General features: G+C 57.4%; 20 protein-coding genes. 7 read left to right on the top strand and 13 right to left on the bottom strand.

The features are described 5' to 3' along the window. Nucleotides 1-79: 79 nt before the first annotated feature. From B2W96_RS10715 to hprK, 8 genes are all read right to left on the bottom strand, one after another. The gene (locus B2W96_RS10715) at nucleotides 80-532 is read right to left on the bottom strand and encodes a C-GCAxxG-C-C family protein (RefSeq protein WP_293010283.1); all 453 of its coding nucleotides are present in this window, start codon (nucleotides 530-532) and stop codon (nucleotides 80-82) included. A gap of 24 nt (nucleotides 533-556) precedes the next feature. After that, a complete protein-coding gene (locus B2W96_RS10710) occupies nucleotides 557-1,186 on the bottom strand; it encodes a CatA-like O-acetyltransferase (RefSeq protein ID WP_293010282.1) in 630 nt (209 codons plus the stop codon). Between the two features lie 68 nt (nucleotides 1,187-1,254). Next, the gene (gene whiA / locus B2W96_RS10705) at nucleotides 1,255-2,172 is read right to left on the bottom strand and encodes a DNA-binding protein WhiA (protein ID WP_293010281.1); all 918 of its coding nucleotides are present in this window, start codon (nucleotides 2,170-2,172) and stop codon (nucleotides 1,255-1,257) included. A gap of 13 nt (nucleotides 2,173-2,185) precedes the next feature. Then, nucleotides 2,186-3,253 (bottom strand): gluconeogenesis factor YvcK family protein, encoded by a 1,068-nt coding sequence (locus B2W96_RS10700; protein ID WP_293010280.1) that lies wholly within the window; start codon nucleotides 3,251-3,253, stop codon nucleotides 2,186-2,188. 25 nt (nucleotides 3,254-3,278) lie between these two features. Further along, the gene (gene rapZ / locus B2W96_RS10695; RefSeq protein WP_293010279.1) at nucleotides 3,279-4,139 is read right to left on the bottom strand and encodes an RNase adapter RapZ; all 861 of its coding nucleotides are present in this window, start codon (nucleotides 4,137-4,139) and stop codon (nucleotides 3,279-3,281) included. 32 nt (nucleotides 4,140-4,171) lie between these two features. Further along, entirely contained in the window at nucleotides 4,172-5,092 is a 921-nt protein-coding gene (gene murB, locus B2W96_RS10690) for a UDP-N-acetylmuramate dehydrogenase (RefSeq protein ID WP_293010278.1), read from the bottom strand. Nucleotides 5,093-5,111: 19 nt separating this feature from the next. Then, nucleotides 5,112-6,053, bottom strand: a complete 942-nt coding sequence (locus B2W96_RS10685) for an ROK family protein (protein ID WP_293010277.1) — start codon at nucleotides 6,051-6,053, stop codon at nucleotides 5,112-5,114. Between the two features lies 1 nt (nucleotide 6,054). Continuing rightward, complete coding sequence (gene hprK / locus B2W96_RS10680) at nucleotides 6,055-6,987, bottom strand: HPr(Ser) kinase/phosphatase (RefSeq protein WP_293010276.1); 933 nt, start codon at nucleotides 6,985-6,987, stop codon at nucleotides 6,055-6,057. A gap of 292 nt (nucleotides 6,988-7,279) precedes the next feature. Here hprK and rpmB point away from each other — a divergent pair, with 292 nt between their 5' ends. Further along, nucleotides 7,280-7,468, top strand: a complete 189-nt coding sequence (gene rpmB / locus B2W96_RS10675; protein WP_293010275.1) for a 50S ribosomal protein L28 — start codon at nucleotides 7,280-7,282, stop codon at nucleotides 7,466-7,468. A gap of 104 nt (nucleotides 7,469-7,572) precedes the next feature. On the opposite strand, the gene B2W96_RS10670 is transcribed toward rpmB, so the two are convergent. From B2W96_RS10670 to B2W96_RS10650, 5 genes are all read right to left on the bottom strand, one after another. Next, nucleotides 7,573-8,574: an NAD(P)H-dependent glycerol-3-phosphate dehydrogenase gene (locus B2W96_RS10670; RefSeq protein ID WP_293010300.1), complete on the bottom strand. Its 1,002-nt coding sequence runs from the start codon at nucleotides 8,572-8,574 to the stop codon at nucleotides 7,573-7,575. A 57-nt stretch (nucleotides 8,575-8,631) separates the two neighbouring features. Continuing rightward, complete coding sequence (gene plsY, locus B2W96_RS10665) at nucleotides 8,632-9,249, bottom strand: glycerol-3-phosphate 1-O-acyltransferase PlsY (RefSeq protein WP_293010274.1); 618 nt, start codon at nucleotides 9,247-9,249, stop codon at nucleotides 8,632-8,634. A gap of 4 nt (nucleotides 9,250-9,253) precedes the next feature. Further along, complete coding sequence (der, locus tag B2W96_RS10660) at nucleotides 9,254-10,579, bottom strand: ribosome biogenesis GTPase Der (RefSeq protein ID WP_293010273.1); 1,326 nt, start codon at nucleotides 10,577-10,579, stop codon at nucleotides 9,254-9,256. Between the two features lie 311 nt (nucleotides 10,580-10,890). After that, nucleotides 10,891-11,094, bottom strand: coding sequence for a 50S ribosomal protein L32 (gene rpmF / locus B2W96_RS10655; RefSeq protein WP_293010272.1), 204 nt, complete (start codon nucleotides 11,092-11,094; stop codon nucleotides 10,891-10,893). A 57-nt stretch (nucleotides 11,095-11,151) separates the two neighbouring features. Beyond that, complete coding sequence (locus tag B2W96_RS10650) at nucleotides 11,152-11,652, bottom strand: YceD family protein (protein ID WP_293010271.1); 501 nt, start codon at nucleotides 11,650-11,652, stop codon at nucleotides 11,152-11,154. A gap of 130 nt (nucleotides 11,653-11,782) precedes the next feature. Here B2W96_RS10650 and B2W96_RS10645 point away from each other — a divergent pair, with 130 nt between their 5' ends. The 6 genes from B2W96_RS10645 to B2W96_RS10620 all read left to right on the top strand — a co-directional run bounded on the left by B2W96_RS10645 (nucleotide 11,783) and on the right by B2W96_RS10620 (nucleotide 17,435). Further along, nucleotides 11,783-12,742 carry an RluA family pseudouridine synthase gene (locus B2W96_RS10645; RefSeq protein ID WP_293010270.1) on the top strand — a complete coding sequence of 320 codons (960 nt, stop codon included), beginning with the start codon at nucleotides 11,783-11,785 and terminating at the stop codon, nucleotides 12,740-12,742. A gap of 112 nt (nucleotides 12,743-12,854) precedes the next feature. After that, a complete protein-coding gene (locus B2W96_RS10640; protein WP_293010269.1) occupies nucleotides 12,855-14,051 on the top strand; it encodes an ABC transporter ATP-binding protein in 1,197 nt (398 codons plus the stop codon). Further along, on the top strand, nucleotides 14,041-14,886 hold the full coding sequence (locus tag B2W96_RS10635) for an ABC transporter permease (protein WP_293010268.1): 846 nt from the start codon (nucleotides 14,041-14,043) through the stop codon (nucleotides 14,884-14,886). The genes B2W96_RS10640 and B2W96_RS10635 overlap by 11 nt, the downstream gene beginning before the upstream one ends. 29 nt (nucleotides 14,887-14,915) lie before the next feature. Further along, on the top strand, nucleotides 14,916-15,740 hold the full coding sequence (locus B2W96_RS10630) for an ABC transporter permease (RefSeq protein WP_293010299.1): 825 nt from the start codon (nucleotides 14,916-14,918) through the stop codon (nucleotides 15,738-15,740). Nucleotides 15,741-15,802: 62 nt separating this feature from the next. Further along, a complete protein-coding gene (locus tag B2W96_RS10625) occupies nucleotides 15,803-16,873 on the top strand; it encodes an ABC transporter substrate-binding protein (RefSeq protein WP_293010267.1) in 1,071 nt (356 codons plus the stop codon). Nucleotides 16,874-17,039: 166 nt separating this feature from the next. Further along, nucleotides 17,040-17,435, top strand: a complete 396-nt coding sequence (locus B2W96_RS10620) for a thioesterase family protein (RefSeq protein WP_293010266.1) — start codon at nucleotides 17,040-17,042, stop codon at nucleotides 17,433-17,435. Nucleotides 17,436-17,557 lie beyond the last annotated feature (122 nt).

The following is a 17,557-nucleotide window of genomic DNA, read 5'->3' as shown; positions in this document are numbered from 1 at the left end:
CTGTTCTTTCGTATCGGCATTTCCGGCAGAAGGGTCGCGCCCGCCCGCCGAAAATGCATCTTATCCCGGCGCGTTCGGCTCAGTCCGCCGACTGCTCCGCCAACATTTTTTCAAGAATCTCCACCGCCGTGACAATCATGTTGTCGCAGTGGGCCGTGATACCCAGACGCAGAGCTGCGGGGTTTTTCTCGTCGGGTTGGGGATGGGCCGCCAGCAGGTCCCCGCAGCGGGTCAGTCCGAAAACCTCCTCAAACCGGCGGCGAAACTCCTTCACCGTGGCATAGGTCCTCTTTTTCCCCTCTGCATCCGCGCCATCCGTGTGGGGCGTGAGCCATCCCAGCACCAGCACGCCGCCGCTGACCGCGCCGCACAGCTCCGCATGACTGCCGCCCACGCCGCCGCCAAACCCGCCCCCGGCTGCTGCGATCAACGGCTTCGGAATCTCCAGCAAATCCTCAAACGCCAGCGCCACCGCCTGCGCACAGTTATAGCCCGCTTTGTGATATTGATAAGCCGCAGCACACCGATCCATATAAAAGCTCCCCTTTACTCTGTCTCATCTGGCTTTGGACGCCCGACGCTCCAATTCCTCGTAAAACCTTCCCAAATGAATGCCGTCCACCAGCGCATGATGGGCCAGAATCGTCACGGGTAGGCTTGTCCGCCCGTTTTCCTCCGTCCATTTCCCCCAGGAAATCCGTACGTTGCTGTACGCGGGGCTGGGCACCGGCATAACCATGTCCGTATAGCGGAGCCAGGGCACGCAGGAGACGAAAAAGAACTCCTCGTGGTCCTTCTCCTCTGCAATCGTCCCGCCGTACTTGGCTGCCTCCAGCGCTGTGCGTCCCGTCTCTAGAAACGCCTCAAAGGGCAGAGCCGTATCCAGCGTGCAGTAGGCATAGGCCCCATCGGGCTTGGCCACGGTACAGGAACAGCGGCAGCTTTCATATTCCACCACCTGTCCCTCTTCAATCCGCCGCCGAAGCTGCGGCACGGCGTTGGCAGCCGCCATCACCTCATAGGTCAGCGAGAGGAAAAAAGGCGTGCCGTCTCTCCGGATTCTCTCCATGAGGGCGGTGATATCCACTTGGCAGGTCACCCCGGCATAGGGGTTTTCCATAGACAAAAAATAGGCAAACTGTTCCCGCCGGGGATCCCCGGTCATATCCACAATGCGTTTATTCATAGCGATCTCCTTTGTTATCAGAAACCATGGCCCACCCTCCGGCGAAAGCCGGGCCGGACACCGTCGCTCTATTTGGGCGATTCGCCCCGCAGCTCTCTTGCCAACCCCGTCAGCTTACGCAGCCGGTGGTTCAGACATGATTTCGTCACGGGCGGGTCTAAGCTGTCCGCGAGTTCAGAGAGGCTCAGCTCCGGCTTTTCCAGCCGGGCCATCGCCGTATCGCGCAGCTTGTCCGGAAGCTGCTCCAGCAGTCCCACATCCATCAGGCGGCGGATAGCCTCCGCCTGCTCCAGCGCCGCGTCCACCGCCTTGTCAAGGTTTGCGTTGTCGCAGTTGATACGGCGGTTTACACTGTTGCGCAGGTCCTTTTCCATCTTCGCGCTCATCACGTTCATCGCCGCCACCGGCGCACCGATTAGCGTCAAAAAGTCCTCAATCTGGTCACTCTGCTTGAAATAGGTGATGTAGCTTCCGTTTCGGCTCAGGCTCTTTGGGGGAAAGCCGTTGTCCCGCAGCAGGGCCTCCAGCTCCCGGCTCACCTGCAAATGAGAGGTTGCCAGCTCCAGATGATACCGCTTCAGCGGGTCCGTGACGCTTCCCCCCGCGAAAAACACGCCCCGCAGAAAAGAAGCCCGGCAGCACTCCTCCTCCAGCAGGCCGAAATTGATGTGCAGCACCATGTTCTGCTCCGGAGAAAAGCCCAGCGCATCGATAATCCCGTCCAGCTTCTTGCGGTCGGTCATTTGAAACACCAGCTTCCCCTGTGCGTCCGGCTCCGGCTTTCTGTCAAACCGAAGCCGAAAGGCCCGGTGAAACAGCCGGGGCAGCCTTGCGGCAAGGTTTAGGTTCTCGGTGACAATGCGAATTTCTCCGGAGTGAAAGGTGTTGCAGTAGAGCAGGATCCCGTATGCCTCCGCCAAAGCACAGCAATGCTTTTGAACCTCCAGTCGACACAGTTCATTTTTCGCGTCGTAGGAAAAGGACATCCCTCTCACCTCCTCACTCTTTCATGTGTTCCGCTCTGTAAAAGTCTCCCCCTGTGGCAAACCGATCCCCCGCAATACGGACGCTGCGCTCCGCGTGGAGCAGAATCAACTCCCGCGCAAGGCTTGCGGGGTCGTGACGCACAAAGCCGTCCTCCACCGTGGCAACAGGCCGGTTGACAAGTTCCACGCCAAGGGCGGCGCACCGCTCCTTGTCCCGGCAAATAGGCTCCGCCCCCTCCTGTTCGTACCGCTGGGCCACGCTCCGGGGAATGGGTGACGCGTTGGTGAGGCACAAATCAAACAGCCCGGGCGCGGAGTGCTTGAACAGGGCAGCGATGTGGTCCGCGGCGGTGTAGCCCTCCGTTTCTCCCTCTTGCGTCATCACGTTGCAGACATAGACCTTCAGTCCGTCCGCCTTCCGGACGGCGTCCGCAATGCCGTCCACCAGCAGGTTTGGAATGATGCTGGTATAAAGGCTTCCCGGCCCCAGCACCACCATGTCCGCCTGTAAAATTGCCTCCACCGCCTCCGGTAGCGCCGGGGGCTTCTCCGGCAGAAGGCGGACCCGGCGGATGCGGCAGTCCTGCTCCTTTTTGCAGTAGAAGATTTTCGACTCTCCCACCACCCGCACGCCGTTTTCAAACTCTGCCTCTAGCTGCACGTTGGCATTGGTGACGGGCAGCACCCGTCCCGTGATGGCCAAAACCTCGCTCATGCGGCTCACCGCCGCGTCAAAGGAGGGGGAAATGCCGTTCAGCGCCGCCAGAAACAGGTTTCCAAAGCTCTGTCCGGCAAGCACGCCCTCCGAAAAGCGGTAGTGCAACAGCTCCGCCATCAGCGGCTCCGTGTTGGCCAGCGCCTCAAGGCAGTTGCGGATATCCCCCGGGGGAGGCATCCGCAAATCGCTGCGCAGCGCCCCTGAGCCGCCGCCGTCGTCCGCCACCGTGACGATGGCGGTGAGATTTTCCGTATATTGCTTCAGTCCCCGCAGCATATTGGAAAGGCCGTGTCCGCCGCCGATGACGGCAATTCTCGGCCCCCGCGCTCTTGGGGGACGGTAGAGCGTGTGTTGATTTTCCATGGCGTTCCTTTCACCTCGGGGCCTGTCAGCCCTTGGGCATGTCCCGGTGATACTCCGTCACGGGGTAGCCCAACTGACGGATATAGCTTGTCAGCGCATGGGCCACGGCCACGGAGCGGTGCCGTCCGCCGGTGCAGCCCACCGATACGGTGAGGCTGGTTTTCCCCTCCTCGGCGTACAGCGGCAGCGTCAGCGCCAGCAAATCCTTGAGCTTGTCGAGAAATTTCCCGGCCTGAGGAAATGAGAACACATAGCCGGACACATCCTTGTCCAGTCCTGTTTTTTCCCTCAGCTCCTCAATATAAAACGGGTTTGGCAAAAACCGCACGTCCAGCACCAAATCGGCCTCCAGCGGCAGGCCATATTTAAAGCCGAAAGAGGTCACCGCCACGGTCATACCCGTCTTCTCGTCCTTTTCGCTGAAAAGGCGCAAAAGCTCAGCCCGGAGCTGCGCGGTGGACAGGCTGCTGGTGTCGATCACGTAGTCCGCCTGCTCCTTCACGGGGCGCATCACCTCGATCTCCCGGCGGACGGCCTCCTCCAGAGTATCCGTCCCTCCGCTGAGCGGATGGCGGCGGCGCGTCTCCTTATACCGCTTAATCACCGTCTCCGGCGAAGCCTGCAAGAACAGCATCCGGCACATGCCTCCCATGCCCCGCAGCTTTTCCAGCACGTCAAACAGCTCCGTGAAGGAATCCGAGGTCCGCACATCGTACACCAGCGCCACCCGGTCATACCGTCCGTTGCCTCCGGCGCAAAACTCCGCAAATTTCAGAATCATCGCCGCGGGCATATTGTCCACGATATAAAAGCCCAAATCCTCCAAAAAGGAGGCGGCCTTGCTCTTTCCAGCCCCGGACAGGCCTGAAATAATTAGAATTTCCATGCAATCACCCGCTTCTCTCTCCCGTGCGGCGCTCACCGCACGATTTTAACCTCCGGTTCCAGACGAATCCCGGAAAGCTCCTCCACCCGCTGCTGAATCTGACGAATCAGCTCCGTCACGTCGGCAAAGGTAGCGTTCCCCCGGTTCACGACAAAGCCCGCGTGCTTCTCGCTTACCTGCGCGCCGCCCACCCGCAGTCCCTTCAATCCGCATTGGTCGATCAAGGTACCCGCGTAAGCGCCCACCGGGCGCTTGAAGGTACTGCCCGCGCTGGGAAGCTCTAAAGGCTGACTGGCTTTTCGCCTTGCTTTCAAGTCGTCCATCCTCGCCCGGATTTGCACTGGGTCGCCGGGCGTCAGGCGGAAGACGGCGTATAAAACCACCCAGTCCGGGTGGTCGGTCAGCACACTGCGGCGATAGCCAAGGTCCAGTTCTTCACCCGTCAGGTATTGTACGCCCTCCTCCGGGTCCAGCAAGGCGGCTCCGGCCACCACCTGCTTCATCTCCCCACCGTAGGCCCCGGCATTCATGCATAAAGCGCCCCCCACCGTACCGGGGATGCCGTGGGCAAACTCCAATCCCGTAAGGCCCTGCTTTTGCGCAAGGTCCGCCAGCCGCGCCAGAGACGCTCCGGACTCGGCCATCAGTTCGTTTTCCCCCGCTCCCAGCTCCAGCCGGTTCAACCCTGCGGTGGTGTCAATCACCAGTCGGTCCAGCCCTTCGTCAGGCACCAGCAAATTTGTCCCGTTTCCCATCACCAAAGGCCGCGCTCCGCAGCTTTTTGCAAAGTTCGTCAGCAGCACCGCCTGCTCCCCGCTGCGGGGAAAGGCCATGCGCCTTGCCGGTCCGCCGATGTGAAAAGAGGTATGGCGGCTCATGGCCTCGTCAGTTTTCATTGCAAGGTCCGGCAGATAGTCCGCCGCCCATTTGTCCAGCTCCTCCGCCCAATCCATACGGCTCCCCCTCAAAAATTCAGATTACCCGTCCCAGCAGCGCCGCGCCAATCATTCCCGCGTCGCCGCCAAGCACGGCCCGGACCACGGATACCTTCCCGCCGCAGTGGACGGCATAGCTCTCCCGGTCCGCAATTTCCCGCAAAGGAGCAAGCAGCAGCGCCTCCTCCGCCTCTCCAATTCCGCCGCCGATGGCAAGCACCTCCGGCTGGAATAAGTTCAAAAGGTTTACAACCCCGGCCGCCAGATACGAACCATAGGTTTCGCACAGCGCCTTCGCCGTCTCATCCCCCCGCAGGGCCGCCGCAAAGGCCGTCCTGCCGGTGACAACTGTCCCACCGCCTGATTCCGCCCATAAAAGACTGGTTCGATCCCGCTCCATGGCTTCCCTTGTCATGCGGATCAGGCCCGTGGCGGAGGCATACGCCTCCCAGCAGCCCCGCCGCCCGCAGGCGCAGGGCACGCCGTCCTTCTCCACCACCATATGCCCCACCTCGCCGGCCATTCCTTTGGCAGAGTAGAGCTTTCCGTTTAGAATAAATCCTCCGCCAATGCCGGTTCCAAGGGTCACTACGGCAAAATTTTTCGTCCCCTGTCCTGCGCCGCAGAAATATTCGCCCACGGCGGCGCAGTTGGCGTCGTTCTCCAGAAAGACGGGAACATCCAGATATCTTTGGAACAGCCGGGCAAGAGGAACGTTTTTCATGGGAATATTGCAGGTATAAAGCACTTCTCCCTTCGCTGCCGCGCCGGGAATGCCCATACCCACGTATGCAAGACTCTCCGGGGATATGCCCCCATCCCGTGCCGCCTGCGCGGCAAGAGACGCAAGCGTTTTTGCAAAAGGCTCCGCTCCACGAAATTCGCTCAGCGGAATTTTGCGCACCGCCAGCAGGCGGCCCGCTTCGTCCACAAGACCGGCCCGCAGATTCGTTCCCCCTACGTCCAGACCGACGTACATCTCACTGCGCTCCCCGGTCCGCCCGTTCGTCCACCCGCCGGACCAGCTCCTCTGCGGCGTTGTAGCCAAAGCGGCGGTGGCGATTGTTCATGGCGGCCACCTCCACAATGCTGGCCAGGTTCCGTCCGGGCCGCACGGGAATGTTGACGCAGGGCACCTGCAAATCCAAAATTTCCAAATAGTGATCCTCCAGCCCCAGCCGGTCGTAAACCCGGCTGCTGTCCCACTGCTCCAGCTCCACCACCAAATCAATCTGGGCTTCTTCCTTGATGGCCCGCATTCCAAACAACTGCCGCACGTCGATCACGCCGATGCCCCGCAGCTCAATGTAGTGGCGGATCATTTCTGGGGCCGTGCCGATCAGCTCGTTGGAAATGCGGCGGATATCCACAGAGTCGTCCGCCACCAGCCGGTGGCCCCGCATAATCAGCTCGATGGCCGTCTCGCTCTTTCCGATTCCGGAATCTCCGGTAAGCAGAATCCCCTCGCCGTACACATCCATCAAAACGCCATGCCGCCCTATGCAGGGGGCCAGCCGGCGATTGAGAAACTCAATGGCGTGGGAGGTGAACTCCACAGTGGTTTCCGAAGTACGCAGCAGCGTCCGCTCATATTCTCTGGCGCTTTCAAGACACTCGGGAAAGCAGTCCAGATTCCGGGAAACCACCAGCGCCGGGATATCATAGAGAAACAGGTCGTCAAAAGCCTTTTTCCGCTCCTGTGCGTTCAGCCCCTTTAAATACATGACCTCCGCCTTACCGATCACCTGAAGGCGGCGGGGATCAAAATAATCATAAAATCCCAAAAACTGAAGCCCCGGCCGGTTTACGTCCGTAATGGTAAGAACCGCCTCTTCATAATCGCTCCCCCGATTGAGTAGCTGCAAATCAAAGGCAGCCGCAAACTCTGTCATTTTCAGTCCGTTCGCCGTCATAAGCGCCAGTCTCCTTCCGGGGCGGCCTTTTCTGTCGCCCTGCGGTGTTTTCAGTTCGCAGACGCACAGCGCCGCTGCGGCATGAATTGGTATTTTTATCATAACCGCTTTTTGGTTATTATTATAACGTATGCTCTTATTTTTCGCAACTGTTTCACCCCGCCCGCCCCTCTTTAATATTTTTGAATATTTTTTAAGATTTCCCCTTGCTTTTTATGTTTTCATCTGTTAAAATATCGTTTGTGCCTGTGAAAAGCAGGTTTGATTTCCCAACAGCAAGGAGGTGCAACGGATGGCTAAGTGCGAATTTTGCGATAAGGGTGTCACCTTCGGGATTCAGGTGTCTCACTCCCATAGACGTTCCAATCGTCCCTGGAAGCCCAACGTAAAGCGTGTCAAAGCAGTTGTGAACGGTACGCCGCGCCATGTATATGTTTGTACCCGGTGTCTACGTTCCGGAAAAGTTACCAGAGCGGTCTGATATGAGAATTAGCTCCCGAGCCAAGTGGTTCGGGAGTTATTTTTATTTCTTCAGGATTTTGTGACCACGGGCAAAATTGCCCGTGGTCACATTTTTACCGGACGTTACATCCAGTCGTAGCCCAGTTCGTCTTTTTTAGAGCGCCCCATCAGCTCCGCCACTACGTCACGGACTGCCCTGTCCCGGTAAAGCACCTGATAGGCGCAGGCGCAGATGGGCATTTCCACCCCTGCCTTCAGGCTTAGTTGATGGACGCTTTCCGCGGCGTAATAGCCCTCCACCACCGCGCCCACCTCTTCCATGGCCTCCTGCGCGGTCTTTCCCTGTCCGATAAGGATGCCTGCGCGGCGGTTTCGGGAGTGCATGGAGGTGCAGGTGACAATCAAATCCCCCATTCCCGCAAGGCCCGCAAAGGTCTGGCGGTGTCCGCCCAGCGTCTCGCCCAGGCGGGCGATTTCCGCCATGGCCCGGGTCATCAAAAGGGCTTTGGTGTTATCCTGATAGCCCATTCCGTCGCAGATTCCGCAGCTCAGGGCCACCACGTTTTTCAGCGCGCCGCCCAGCTCCACACCCACAATGTCGGGGCTGGTATAGACCCGGAAATTTTGGTTCATAAACGCATCCTGCACCAGCTTCACAGCCTCGCCGTTCTCCCCTGCCGCCACGCAGCCGGTGGGCAGACGAAGGCTCACCTCCTCCGCGTGGGAGGGGCCGGACAGGGCCGTCACGGGGAAGCGGTCCCCCGTTTCCTCCCGCACAAGCTGGCTCATGCGCAGGTTGGTGTCCCGCTCGATGCCCTTGGACACGCTGACCAGCACCGTGCCCTCTTTTAAAAACGGCGCAGCGGGGCGGACATTGCTCCGCACGGCATAGGACGGCGAGGCGGATACCACAATATCCGCGTCCTCCACGCAGCGAATCTCTCCGCTGAATTTCAGCGCGGCAGGAAGCTCCACGTCAGGCAGCACCGGATTTTTCCGATTCTTTTCCATCAGTTCTGCTTTTCCCGGACTGTGGGACCAGAGGGTTACGTCGTGCCCATTATCGCACAGCACCATGGCCAGAGCCGTGCCCCACCCGCCGCTGCCTAAAACCACTGCCTTCATATCCAAATCCCGCTTTCTGTGGAAATTTTCCGGGGCAAAGCCCCCTTAAAACGTCGGTTATTGCTTTCGATGGAAGCTGAACTTACTCTCCTCGCCACGAAGCAGCCGCCGGATATTCGCCCGATGCATATAGAGAATCAGCCCACCGATGGCCGCACTCAGAATTGTCAGCACTAAATCCTGATACAAAAAAACCGTGACCGTGGGGAAGGCGGCGGCAGCACAAACAGAGCCGAGAGAGACATACCGCGTCAGCGCTGTTATCAGCAGAAATGCGCCCCAGGCGATCAGCGCCAGCCTCCAGTCAATCATAATGGCCACCGTGCCGCCGGAAAGGATGCCCTTTCCACCCTTAAAGTGGAACATACAGGGAAACATATGCCCGATCAGGCAGAACAGGCCAGCATAATACTTGCCGAACAGCGCCGTCTGTGCCTGAAAGTGCACAAAGAGCCAACTGCCAATCAGCACGGCAAGCACCGCCTTGAGCACGTCCGTCACAATGACGACAAAGGTCAGCGCCCCCCCAAAGGTGCGGTAGAAATTTGTCAGGCCCGCGTTGCCGCTGCCATGGGTGCGGATATCGTCTTTCAGAATATACTTGGAGACAATCACCGCCCCGTTAAAGCAGCCCAGAAAATAAGCGATTACCGCAGCCAACACATAGCTTGCCATCGCGTCATTCCTCCCTGTCGCCCTTTTGCCGGATGGAGAGGATGATGGGCGTCCCCGTCAGTCCGAATACGGCGCGGATTTGGTTTTCCAGATACCGCTGATAGGAAAAATGGAACAGGCTTGCATCGTTGCAGAACACCACAAAATGGGGCGGGCGGATGCCCACCTGCGTCATATAGTAGATTTTCAGGCGGCGGCCCTTGTCGGAAGGGGGCTGAACCCGGGTCTGCGCGTCGGACAGAACGTTATTCAGCATCCCCGTGGTGATGCGCAAAGATGCCTGATTGCTCACAGCCACAATCATCTCGAAGAGCTTGTTCACCCGCTGCCCCGTCAGGGCGGAGATGAACAGGATCGGGGCGTAGGTCATATAGCCCAAATCTCGCCGGATGTCAGCGGTGAGACGGTCCATGGTCTTGTCGTCCTTGTCCACAAGATCCCACTTATTCACCACGATGACAGCGGCTTTTCCCGCCTCGTGGGCAAGACCCGCTACCTTGGTGTCCTGCTCGGTCACGCCTTCCCGTCCGTCAATGAGGATAAGGCACACGTCGCTGCGCTCAATGGCCATGGTGGCCCGCAAAACGCTGTACCGCTCGATGTCCTCCTCCACCTTGGACCTTCTCCGCATGCCCGCGGTATCGATAAACAAGAACTTCCCCTGCTCGTTTTCAAAGAGAGAGTCGATGGCGTCCCGGGTGGTGCCCGCCACGTCGCTGACGATACTCCGCTCCTCCCCCAGAATCCGGTTTAAAAGCGAGGACTTGCCCACGTTGGGCTTGCCAATCAGCGCCACCTTGATGGCGTCGGCCCCCTCCTCCTCTTCCTCCTCGGGCGGGAAATAGGCGACGCAGGCGTCCAACAGGTCGCCAGTGCCGTGGCCGTGGACGGCGGAGACGGCGACGGGGTCCCCCATTCCCAGATTGTAAAATTCATAAAAGTCCGGGTTCATGACGCCGGTGGAGTCCATCTTGTTCACCGCCAGAACAATGGGCTTGCCGCTTTTAAGCAGCATATTCGCCACCTCGTGGTCCGAGGCGGTGAGTCCGGTCTTTACATCCGTTAAGAAGACGATGACCGTGGCGTGATCAATGGCAAGCTGCGCTTGCTGGCGCATAAAGGTGAGAATCTGGTCGTCCGTCCGGGGCTCAATTCCGCCGGTGTCAATCAGTGTAAAGGTGCGACCGTTCCAGTCTGTCTCACCGTACACCCGGTCCCGGGTGACCCCCGGCGTGTCCTCCACAATGGAGATCCGACGGCCGATGAGCTTATTGAACAGCATGGACTTGCCCACATTGGGCCGGCCCACAATGGCAACAATGGGTTTCATGGGTTACCTCCCGTTTCTATATATTCATGCCCAAAAGCCGGGCAAAACAAGCAATGTTTTCATTTCCGTTTTCGATCAATCAGACGGCATAACAGCCAGTCCGGCGCACAAAACGGAAACGCTGGCGTCCGCAAAGATACTATGGTAAAATTCTCATTTTCAAGCTAATCATACCATACATATCAAAAAAGTACAGCGTTTTGATTTCCGCCAACAGCGCGCGGCAAATTCGCCGGCGCGGTCAACCCCTCGCCGGACACAAAACAAGGAGGAAAGAGCGCACTCTTTCCTCCCCATTTATGATGCAAACCTTATTTCGCAGCGTTCACGGCCGCGGACTTGACGACCTTGATGGTCCGGCCGTTGTAAGTGCCGCACTCCTTGCACATTCTGTGAGGCAGGTGCAGAGCACCGCATTTGGAACAGGCAACGAGGCCGGGGGTCGCCAGCTTCCACGTGGAGCTGCGGCGCTTATCCCGTCTTGCCTTGGATACTTTTGTCTTGGGTACTGCCATGATGACACCTCCTTCAGATCAGCGGTAGGGCTTGGCCTCTCCGCTCTTGTTACGTATTTATTGGTTGCTCTCCAAAAGCTTTGCAAGGGCCGCAAAACGCGGGTCCGCGTCCTTCTTGCAGCCGCAGGGACCGAGGTTCAGGTCGGCGCCGCAACGGGAGCAAAGTCCTTTGCAATCTTCAGAACACAAAAATTTGGCGTCCATCTCAAGAATGAACGCGGTGCGGGCCAGCTCGCCCACATCCACCTCGCCATTTTCCAGCAAAACGATCTCGTCGTTTTCCCCGTTTTCCAGCTCCTCTGCCAGCAGGCAGGAGAACTCCACTTCCTTGGGAACCCGGATAGGCTTCGTGCAGCGGTCACAGACGGCGTCCAACGTGGCAAATGCAGTCATGGAAAGCTCCAGCGCACCTGCGCTGTTGCGCACAGACCCTTCCACCTCAACCGGCTCCCTCACGGGATACTGACCGTTCAGTTCCGCGTCGGACAAATCCATGGAAAACTGAAAATCCAAGGATTTTCCGGGCAAATTCAAAATCGGTTTTACATCCAAACGCATAGCACACCTCGCAATGACACGAGCAGTATTATAATGGATATTGAAAGACTTGTCAAATACTTTTTCGGATTTCCTTGCTTTTTTCCTAAAATCGGCTACAATGTGCCTATACCGATATTTGGAGGGTCCTATGCGGGAATTTACCATCAACAAAAACGACGCCGGACAGCGGCTGGATCGATTCACGGCCAAGGCCGCGCCCACTCTGCCTCCCGCTTTGGTGCAGAAATATATCCGTCTCAAGCGGGTGAAGGTCAACAGCAAGGGCGCAAAGCGGGAGGTCCGGCTGGAATTGGGCGATATCGTGCAGATGTACGTCAACGACGAATTTTTTCAGGAGCCGGACGCAGAGGAAGACAAATTTCTCTCCGCCTTCCGTCCCCAGCTTGACATTATATATGAAGATGAAAACCTTCTGCTGGTAAATAAGCGCCCGGGCCTTGTGGTCCACGCCGACGAAACAGAAAAGGTGAACACGCTGGTCCACCACATTCAGGCGTACCTTTATCAGCAGCACGAGTGGGACCCGGCGGCGGAAAATTCCTTCGCCCCGGCCCTTTGCAACCGCATCGACCGCAACACCGGCGGCATCGTCATCGCCGCGAAAAACGCGGAGACGCTGCGGATTATCAACGACAAAATCCGCACCCACGAGCTGCGAAAGACCTATCTGTGCGTTGCGGTGGGAAAACCCCGGCCCTCTGCCGGAAAAATCGAGGGTTTTCTTTTAAAGGATGAGCGAAAAAAAGAGGTTTCCTTTTACCGTCGGCCCATCCCCGGCGGACGCAGCGCCGTTACCTATTATAAAACCTTGCAGACGAAGGGCGAGTTGTCTCTGGTGGAGTGTGAGCTTTTGACAGGCAGGACCCATCAAATCCGTGTTTCGATGGCGGAAATCGGCTGTCCCCTGCTGGGAGACGGCAAATATGGCCGGGGCGAGACAAATCGGCGCTACGGGGAGCAAAAGCAGTGCCTTTGGTCCTATCAACTGGCGTTCGATTTTCAATCGGACGCGGGACTTCTTCAGTATCTGCGGGGGAAGGTTTTGCGGGTAGAAAATATTCCGTTCAAAAATCGCTATTTTCCTTGACTTTTCAGCGCCTTTTCGATATAGTTTGTAATTGCCGAATTTCAACGAGAAAGGTTCCCCCTCAACAGAGAGAAGAGGCGTTTTTATTAATTGTAGAAACGGGGGAGGATAAATGTCCAAAGAGTTGATTCGCCTGCGGGACCTCTGCATGGCGTTTGACGACGAGCTTGTTCTCGATCACTTAAATCTCTACATCAATGACAAAGAATTCCTCACACTGCTTGGACCCAGCGGCTGTGGCAAAACCACGACGCTGCGTATCATCGGGGGTTTCACGACGCCAACGTCGGGAGATGTCCTGTTCGACGGTGTGAGGATTAATGACGTTCCGCCCTTTCAGCGGCAGATCAACACGGTGTTTCAGAAATACGCCCTGTTTCCCAACATGAACGTATTTGAAAACGTGGCCTTCGGGTTGCGGATGAAGCGCGTTCCCGACCCCGCCGACCCTTCCGGAAAGCGGACAGTGAAGCTCTCGGAGACGGAAATCAAGCGGCAGGTTTTGGAAATGTTGGAAACCGTCAGCCTTCTTGGCTTTGAGCACCGCAAGCCGGACGCCCTTTCCGGCGGCCAGCAGCAGCGGGTTGCCATCGCCCGGGCGCTGGTAAACCGGCCCAAGGTGCTGCTTTTGGACGAGCCTCTGGGCGCGCTGGATCTGAAGCTGCGCAAGGATATGCAGATGGAACTGAAAAAGATTCAGCAGCAGGTGGGCATTACCTTTATATATGTTACCCACGATCAGGAGGAGGCCCTCACCATGTCTGACACCATCGTGGTGATGGACAAAGGCTCCATCCAGCAGATCGGCCCGCCGGAGGATATCTATAACGAGCCGAAAAACGCCTTTGTGGCGGACTTCATTGGCGAGTCCAACATCATCGACGGCGTGATGCTTGAAGATAATCTGGTAAAGCTGTACGGCAAGACCTTCCCCTGCGTGGACGGGGGCTTTGCGCCCAACGAGCCGGTGGATGTGGTGGTCCGGCCGGAGGATATCGACATTGTTCCCGTGGAGCAGGGCCAGATTGTGGGGACCGTCACCAACGTGACCTTCAAGGGGATGCAGTATGATATCATCGTGGACTTTCGCGGCTTTAAGTGGCTGATTCAAACCACGGACCACTCCCCTTTGGGCGCAAAAATCGGTGTAAAAATTGACCCGGAAGGGTTTCACATTATGAAAAAGAGCGAATACTCCGGGAAATTCGGAGATTACAGCTCTTACAGCGAGGAATACGACGAGCTGTCCGACGCGGAGGCGCTGGACGAGGAGGAGGATTCCCCGGAGGGCGGCGGCCATGAGGAATAAAGGTCTGGCCATGCCGTATGTGGCATGGATGGCAATTTTCGTGGTGGCGCCTCTGATCTTGGTGGTGATTTACGCCTTTCACAATGGCACAAGCTTTACACTGGAAAATTTTCGTACCATGGGGACTTATGCCGCCGTGTTCGGCCGGTCCTTCTTGCTGGCGGCCATCGCCACGCTGATCTGCATCCTGATCGGCTATCCCGTGGCCTGGTTTCTGGCCCGGGAGGGTCCGGGCCTTCGGCGCATCGCCACAATCCTGATTATGCTGCCCATGTGGATGAACTTTCTGCTTCAAACCTACTCCTGGATGTCCATTTTGGAAAACACCGGGCTTTTGAACACATTCTTCCAGAAAATTGGACTGATTGCTTTGGTAAACGGCCTGTTCGGGACGGATTTCTCCTATTTCCCCATGATCAACACCCGCGGGGCCATCGTGCTGGGCATGGTGTATAACTATCTGCCTTTTATGATTCTGCCCATTTTCACGGTGATTGAGAAAATTGATCCCCGGCTGATTGAGGCGGCGCAGGACTTGGGCGCCAATAGCGCCGTGGTTTTCCGCAGGCTGATTTTTCCTTTGTCGGTTCCCGGGATTCTCTCCGGCGTCACTATGGTGTTCGTCCCCTCTGTTGCCACCTTTGCCATCTCCCGCCTGCTTGGCGGCGGCATGGTGACCTTGCTGGGCGACCTGATTGAAACGCAATTTTTGGGCGGGTCGTACAACCCTTACCTCGGCTCTGCCATCTCCCTTGTGATGATGGCCATTGTGCTGATCTCCATGGCCGTGATGAACCGCTTTGGAGAGGGCGAGGAGGAGGCGATGTTGCTGTGAAAACGAATCATTTTGGCAACCGCCTACTGATGGCACTGACTTTTTTGTTTCTCTACGCGCCGATTTTCGTGCTGATTTTCTTTTCTTTTAACGCCACGAAAAGCCGGACAGTGTGGGGCGGATTTTCCCTGCAATGGTACGTTCGCCTGTTTCAGGACGAGGCCATTCTCAGCGCCCTGCGGACCACGCTGCTGGTCAGCGTGTTGGCCGCCCTCATCGCCATGGTGGCGGGGACCGCCGCAGCCATGGGCTTCGCGGCCATGAAGCGGCGCAGCCGCCACACCCTGATGTCCATTAACAACATTCCCCTGACCAACGCGGATATTGTCACCGGCGTGTCTCTGTCCCTCCTGTTCATGCTGGCCATCGGGGCGTTTAACGCCACCGTTGGCAAGGCTACTGGCATGACGCTGACCAAGGGCTTCGGCACCATGCTGATCGCCCACGTCACCTTTGACATTCCCTATGTGATTCTCTCCGTCATGCCCCGATTGCGGCAGTTGGACCCCCACATCTACGAGGCGGCGCAGGATTTGGGCGCCCGGGGTTTTTACGCCTTCCGTAAGGTGATTCTCCCCGACCTGATGCCCGGCATTGTCAACGGGACAATCATTGCCTTTACCATGTCGGTGGACGATTTCGTGATTTCTTATTTTACCGCAGGCAACAAGGTTTCCACCCTTGCGATGGAGGTTTACTCTATGGCAAGGCGGAAAATCAGCCCGGAAATCAACGCCATTTCCACGCTTTTATTTATCTCGGTGCTGGTGCTGCTGGTGATCGTGAACTTGCGTCAGTCCCGACAGAATTCCGCCGTGCGGCGGCAGCGCGCCGCCCTGACCCCCAAAACCTAAAGGCTCCGGCGCAGCGCGCCGTTTGCCCCCATACTACAATCTGCAAAGGAGAATATGAAGAATTGAAAAAAATCCTCTCTCTGGCTCTGGCGGCCCTTTTGGTCTGCCCCCTGCTCACCGCCTGCGGCGACTCTGCCGGCAAGTATCCCAACGGCGAGGTGAACGTTCTCAACTGGGGCGAGTATATCTCGGACGGACAGGACGAAACGCTGGACGTGATTAAAAAATTTCAGGAGGACACAGGCATTAAGGTGAACTACACCGTTTGCCCCGACAATGAAACGCTGTACGCCAACCTGAAGCAGGGAGACTCCTATGACGTAATCATCCCCTCTGACTATATGATCTCCCGTCTGATTGACGAGGAGATGCTTCTGCCGCTGAACTTTGACAACATCCCCAACGCAGCGGACGTGGACCCCAATTTTCTGAATCCCGCCTATGACCCGGAGAACGCCTATTCCGTCCCCTATATGTGGGGTACTGTGGGCATCATCTACAACACATCCATGGTGGATGAGGCCATCACCAGCTATCAGGCCCTGTTTGACACAAAATACGCAGGGCAGGTCTTGATGATCAACAACTCCCGGGACGCCATCGGCGTGGCGCTGAAAACTCTCGGCTATTCCTACAACACCACCGACCCAGCCCAGATTACCGAAGCCACGGACCTTCTCATCCAGCAGAAGAAGAACGGCATCGTTCAGGCCTATGTCATGGATGAGATTTTTGACAAGCTGGAAGGCGGAGAAGCCGCCATGGGCGTGTATTACGCGGGAGACTATCTCTCCATGCACGCCAATAACGAGGATCTTGCCTTTGTGCTCCCTTCCGAGGGAACCAACATCTTTACCGATGCTATGTGTATCCCCGTGGGCGCCGCCAATCAGGAAAACGCAGAGAAGTTCATTAACTTCATGTGCTCCACGGAGGTGGGTGTCGCCAACTGCGAGGCCATCGGCTACTCCACTCCCCTGATGAGCGTCAAGGCAGCGCTGGACCCGGAAATTACCTCTGACCCAGTGGCCTATCCTTCCGACGAGGTACTGGCAAGCTGCGAGGCATTTTTGAATCTGCCTGAGGCCACCTTGAAGCTCTACGACTCCGAGTGGCTGCGGCTGAAGGCTTAAGCCCGACAATTAAAAAACGGCGGAGAAACCGGATTCCGGTTTCCCCGCCGCCTGCATTCTCCCTAAAAACCGGTCCCATCCGGTTTTTTCTTTTTACTCTTGTAAGGCAAAGAGCTTATCGGTATAATGAACACACACAATTCAACAAACAAAGGAGAATGCAAAAATGGTAACAATCGGAACAACCTACCGTGGAGAGCAGACAGTCACGGACGCGCTGACCGCCTCCGCCGCCGGGTCCGGCGCGCTGCCGGTGTTTGGCACGCCGTTTATGGTGGCCCTGATGGAAACCGCAGCCCTCAACTGCTTGCAGCAGGGTCTTGAGGAGGGAAAGGGCAGCGTCGGCGTGCGACTTGAAATCAGCCACGACGCCCCCACCCCCGTGGGTATGAAGGTCTGGGCGGAAGCCGAAGTCACTGCCATTTCTGAAAACGGCAAAATGGTGGACTTCAAGGTTACGGCCTGGGACGAAAAAGGCCCTATCGGCCACGGGACCCACACCCGCGCCGTCATCGACAACGCCCGGTTCCTCGCAAAGTGCAACGCCAAGCTGGACGGCTGATCCGCCGTCTTCCCCGCCCCGCCGAATTTCGGCGGGGCGGTTTTTTATTCTTTCACAGCCGCCGTCCCCGAAAAAGGGCTGATTCAATCAAGCCCCCCACTGTTTCAGGCGACTCGCCTGCT

Origin of the sequence: Oscillibacter sp. UBA6647 (assembly GCA_002455655.1) — a bacterium.
GTDB lineage: Bacteria > Bacillota > Clostridia > Oscillospirales > Oscillospiraceae > Oscillibacter.
The sequence above is the reverse complement of the archived record's forward strand: the minus strand, read 5'-3'. Positions and strand labels throughout refer to the sequence as shown.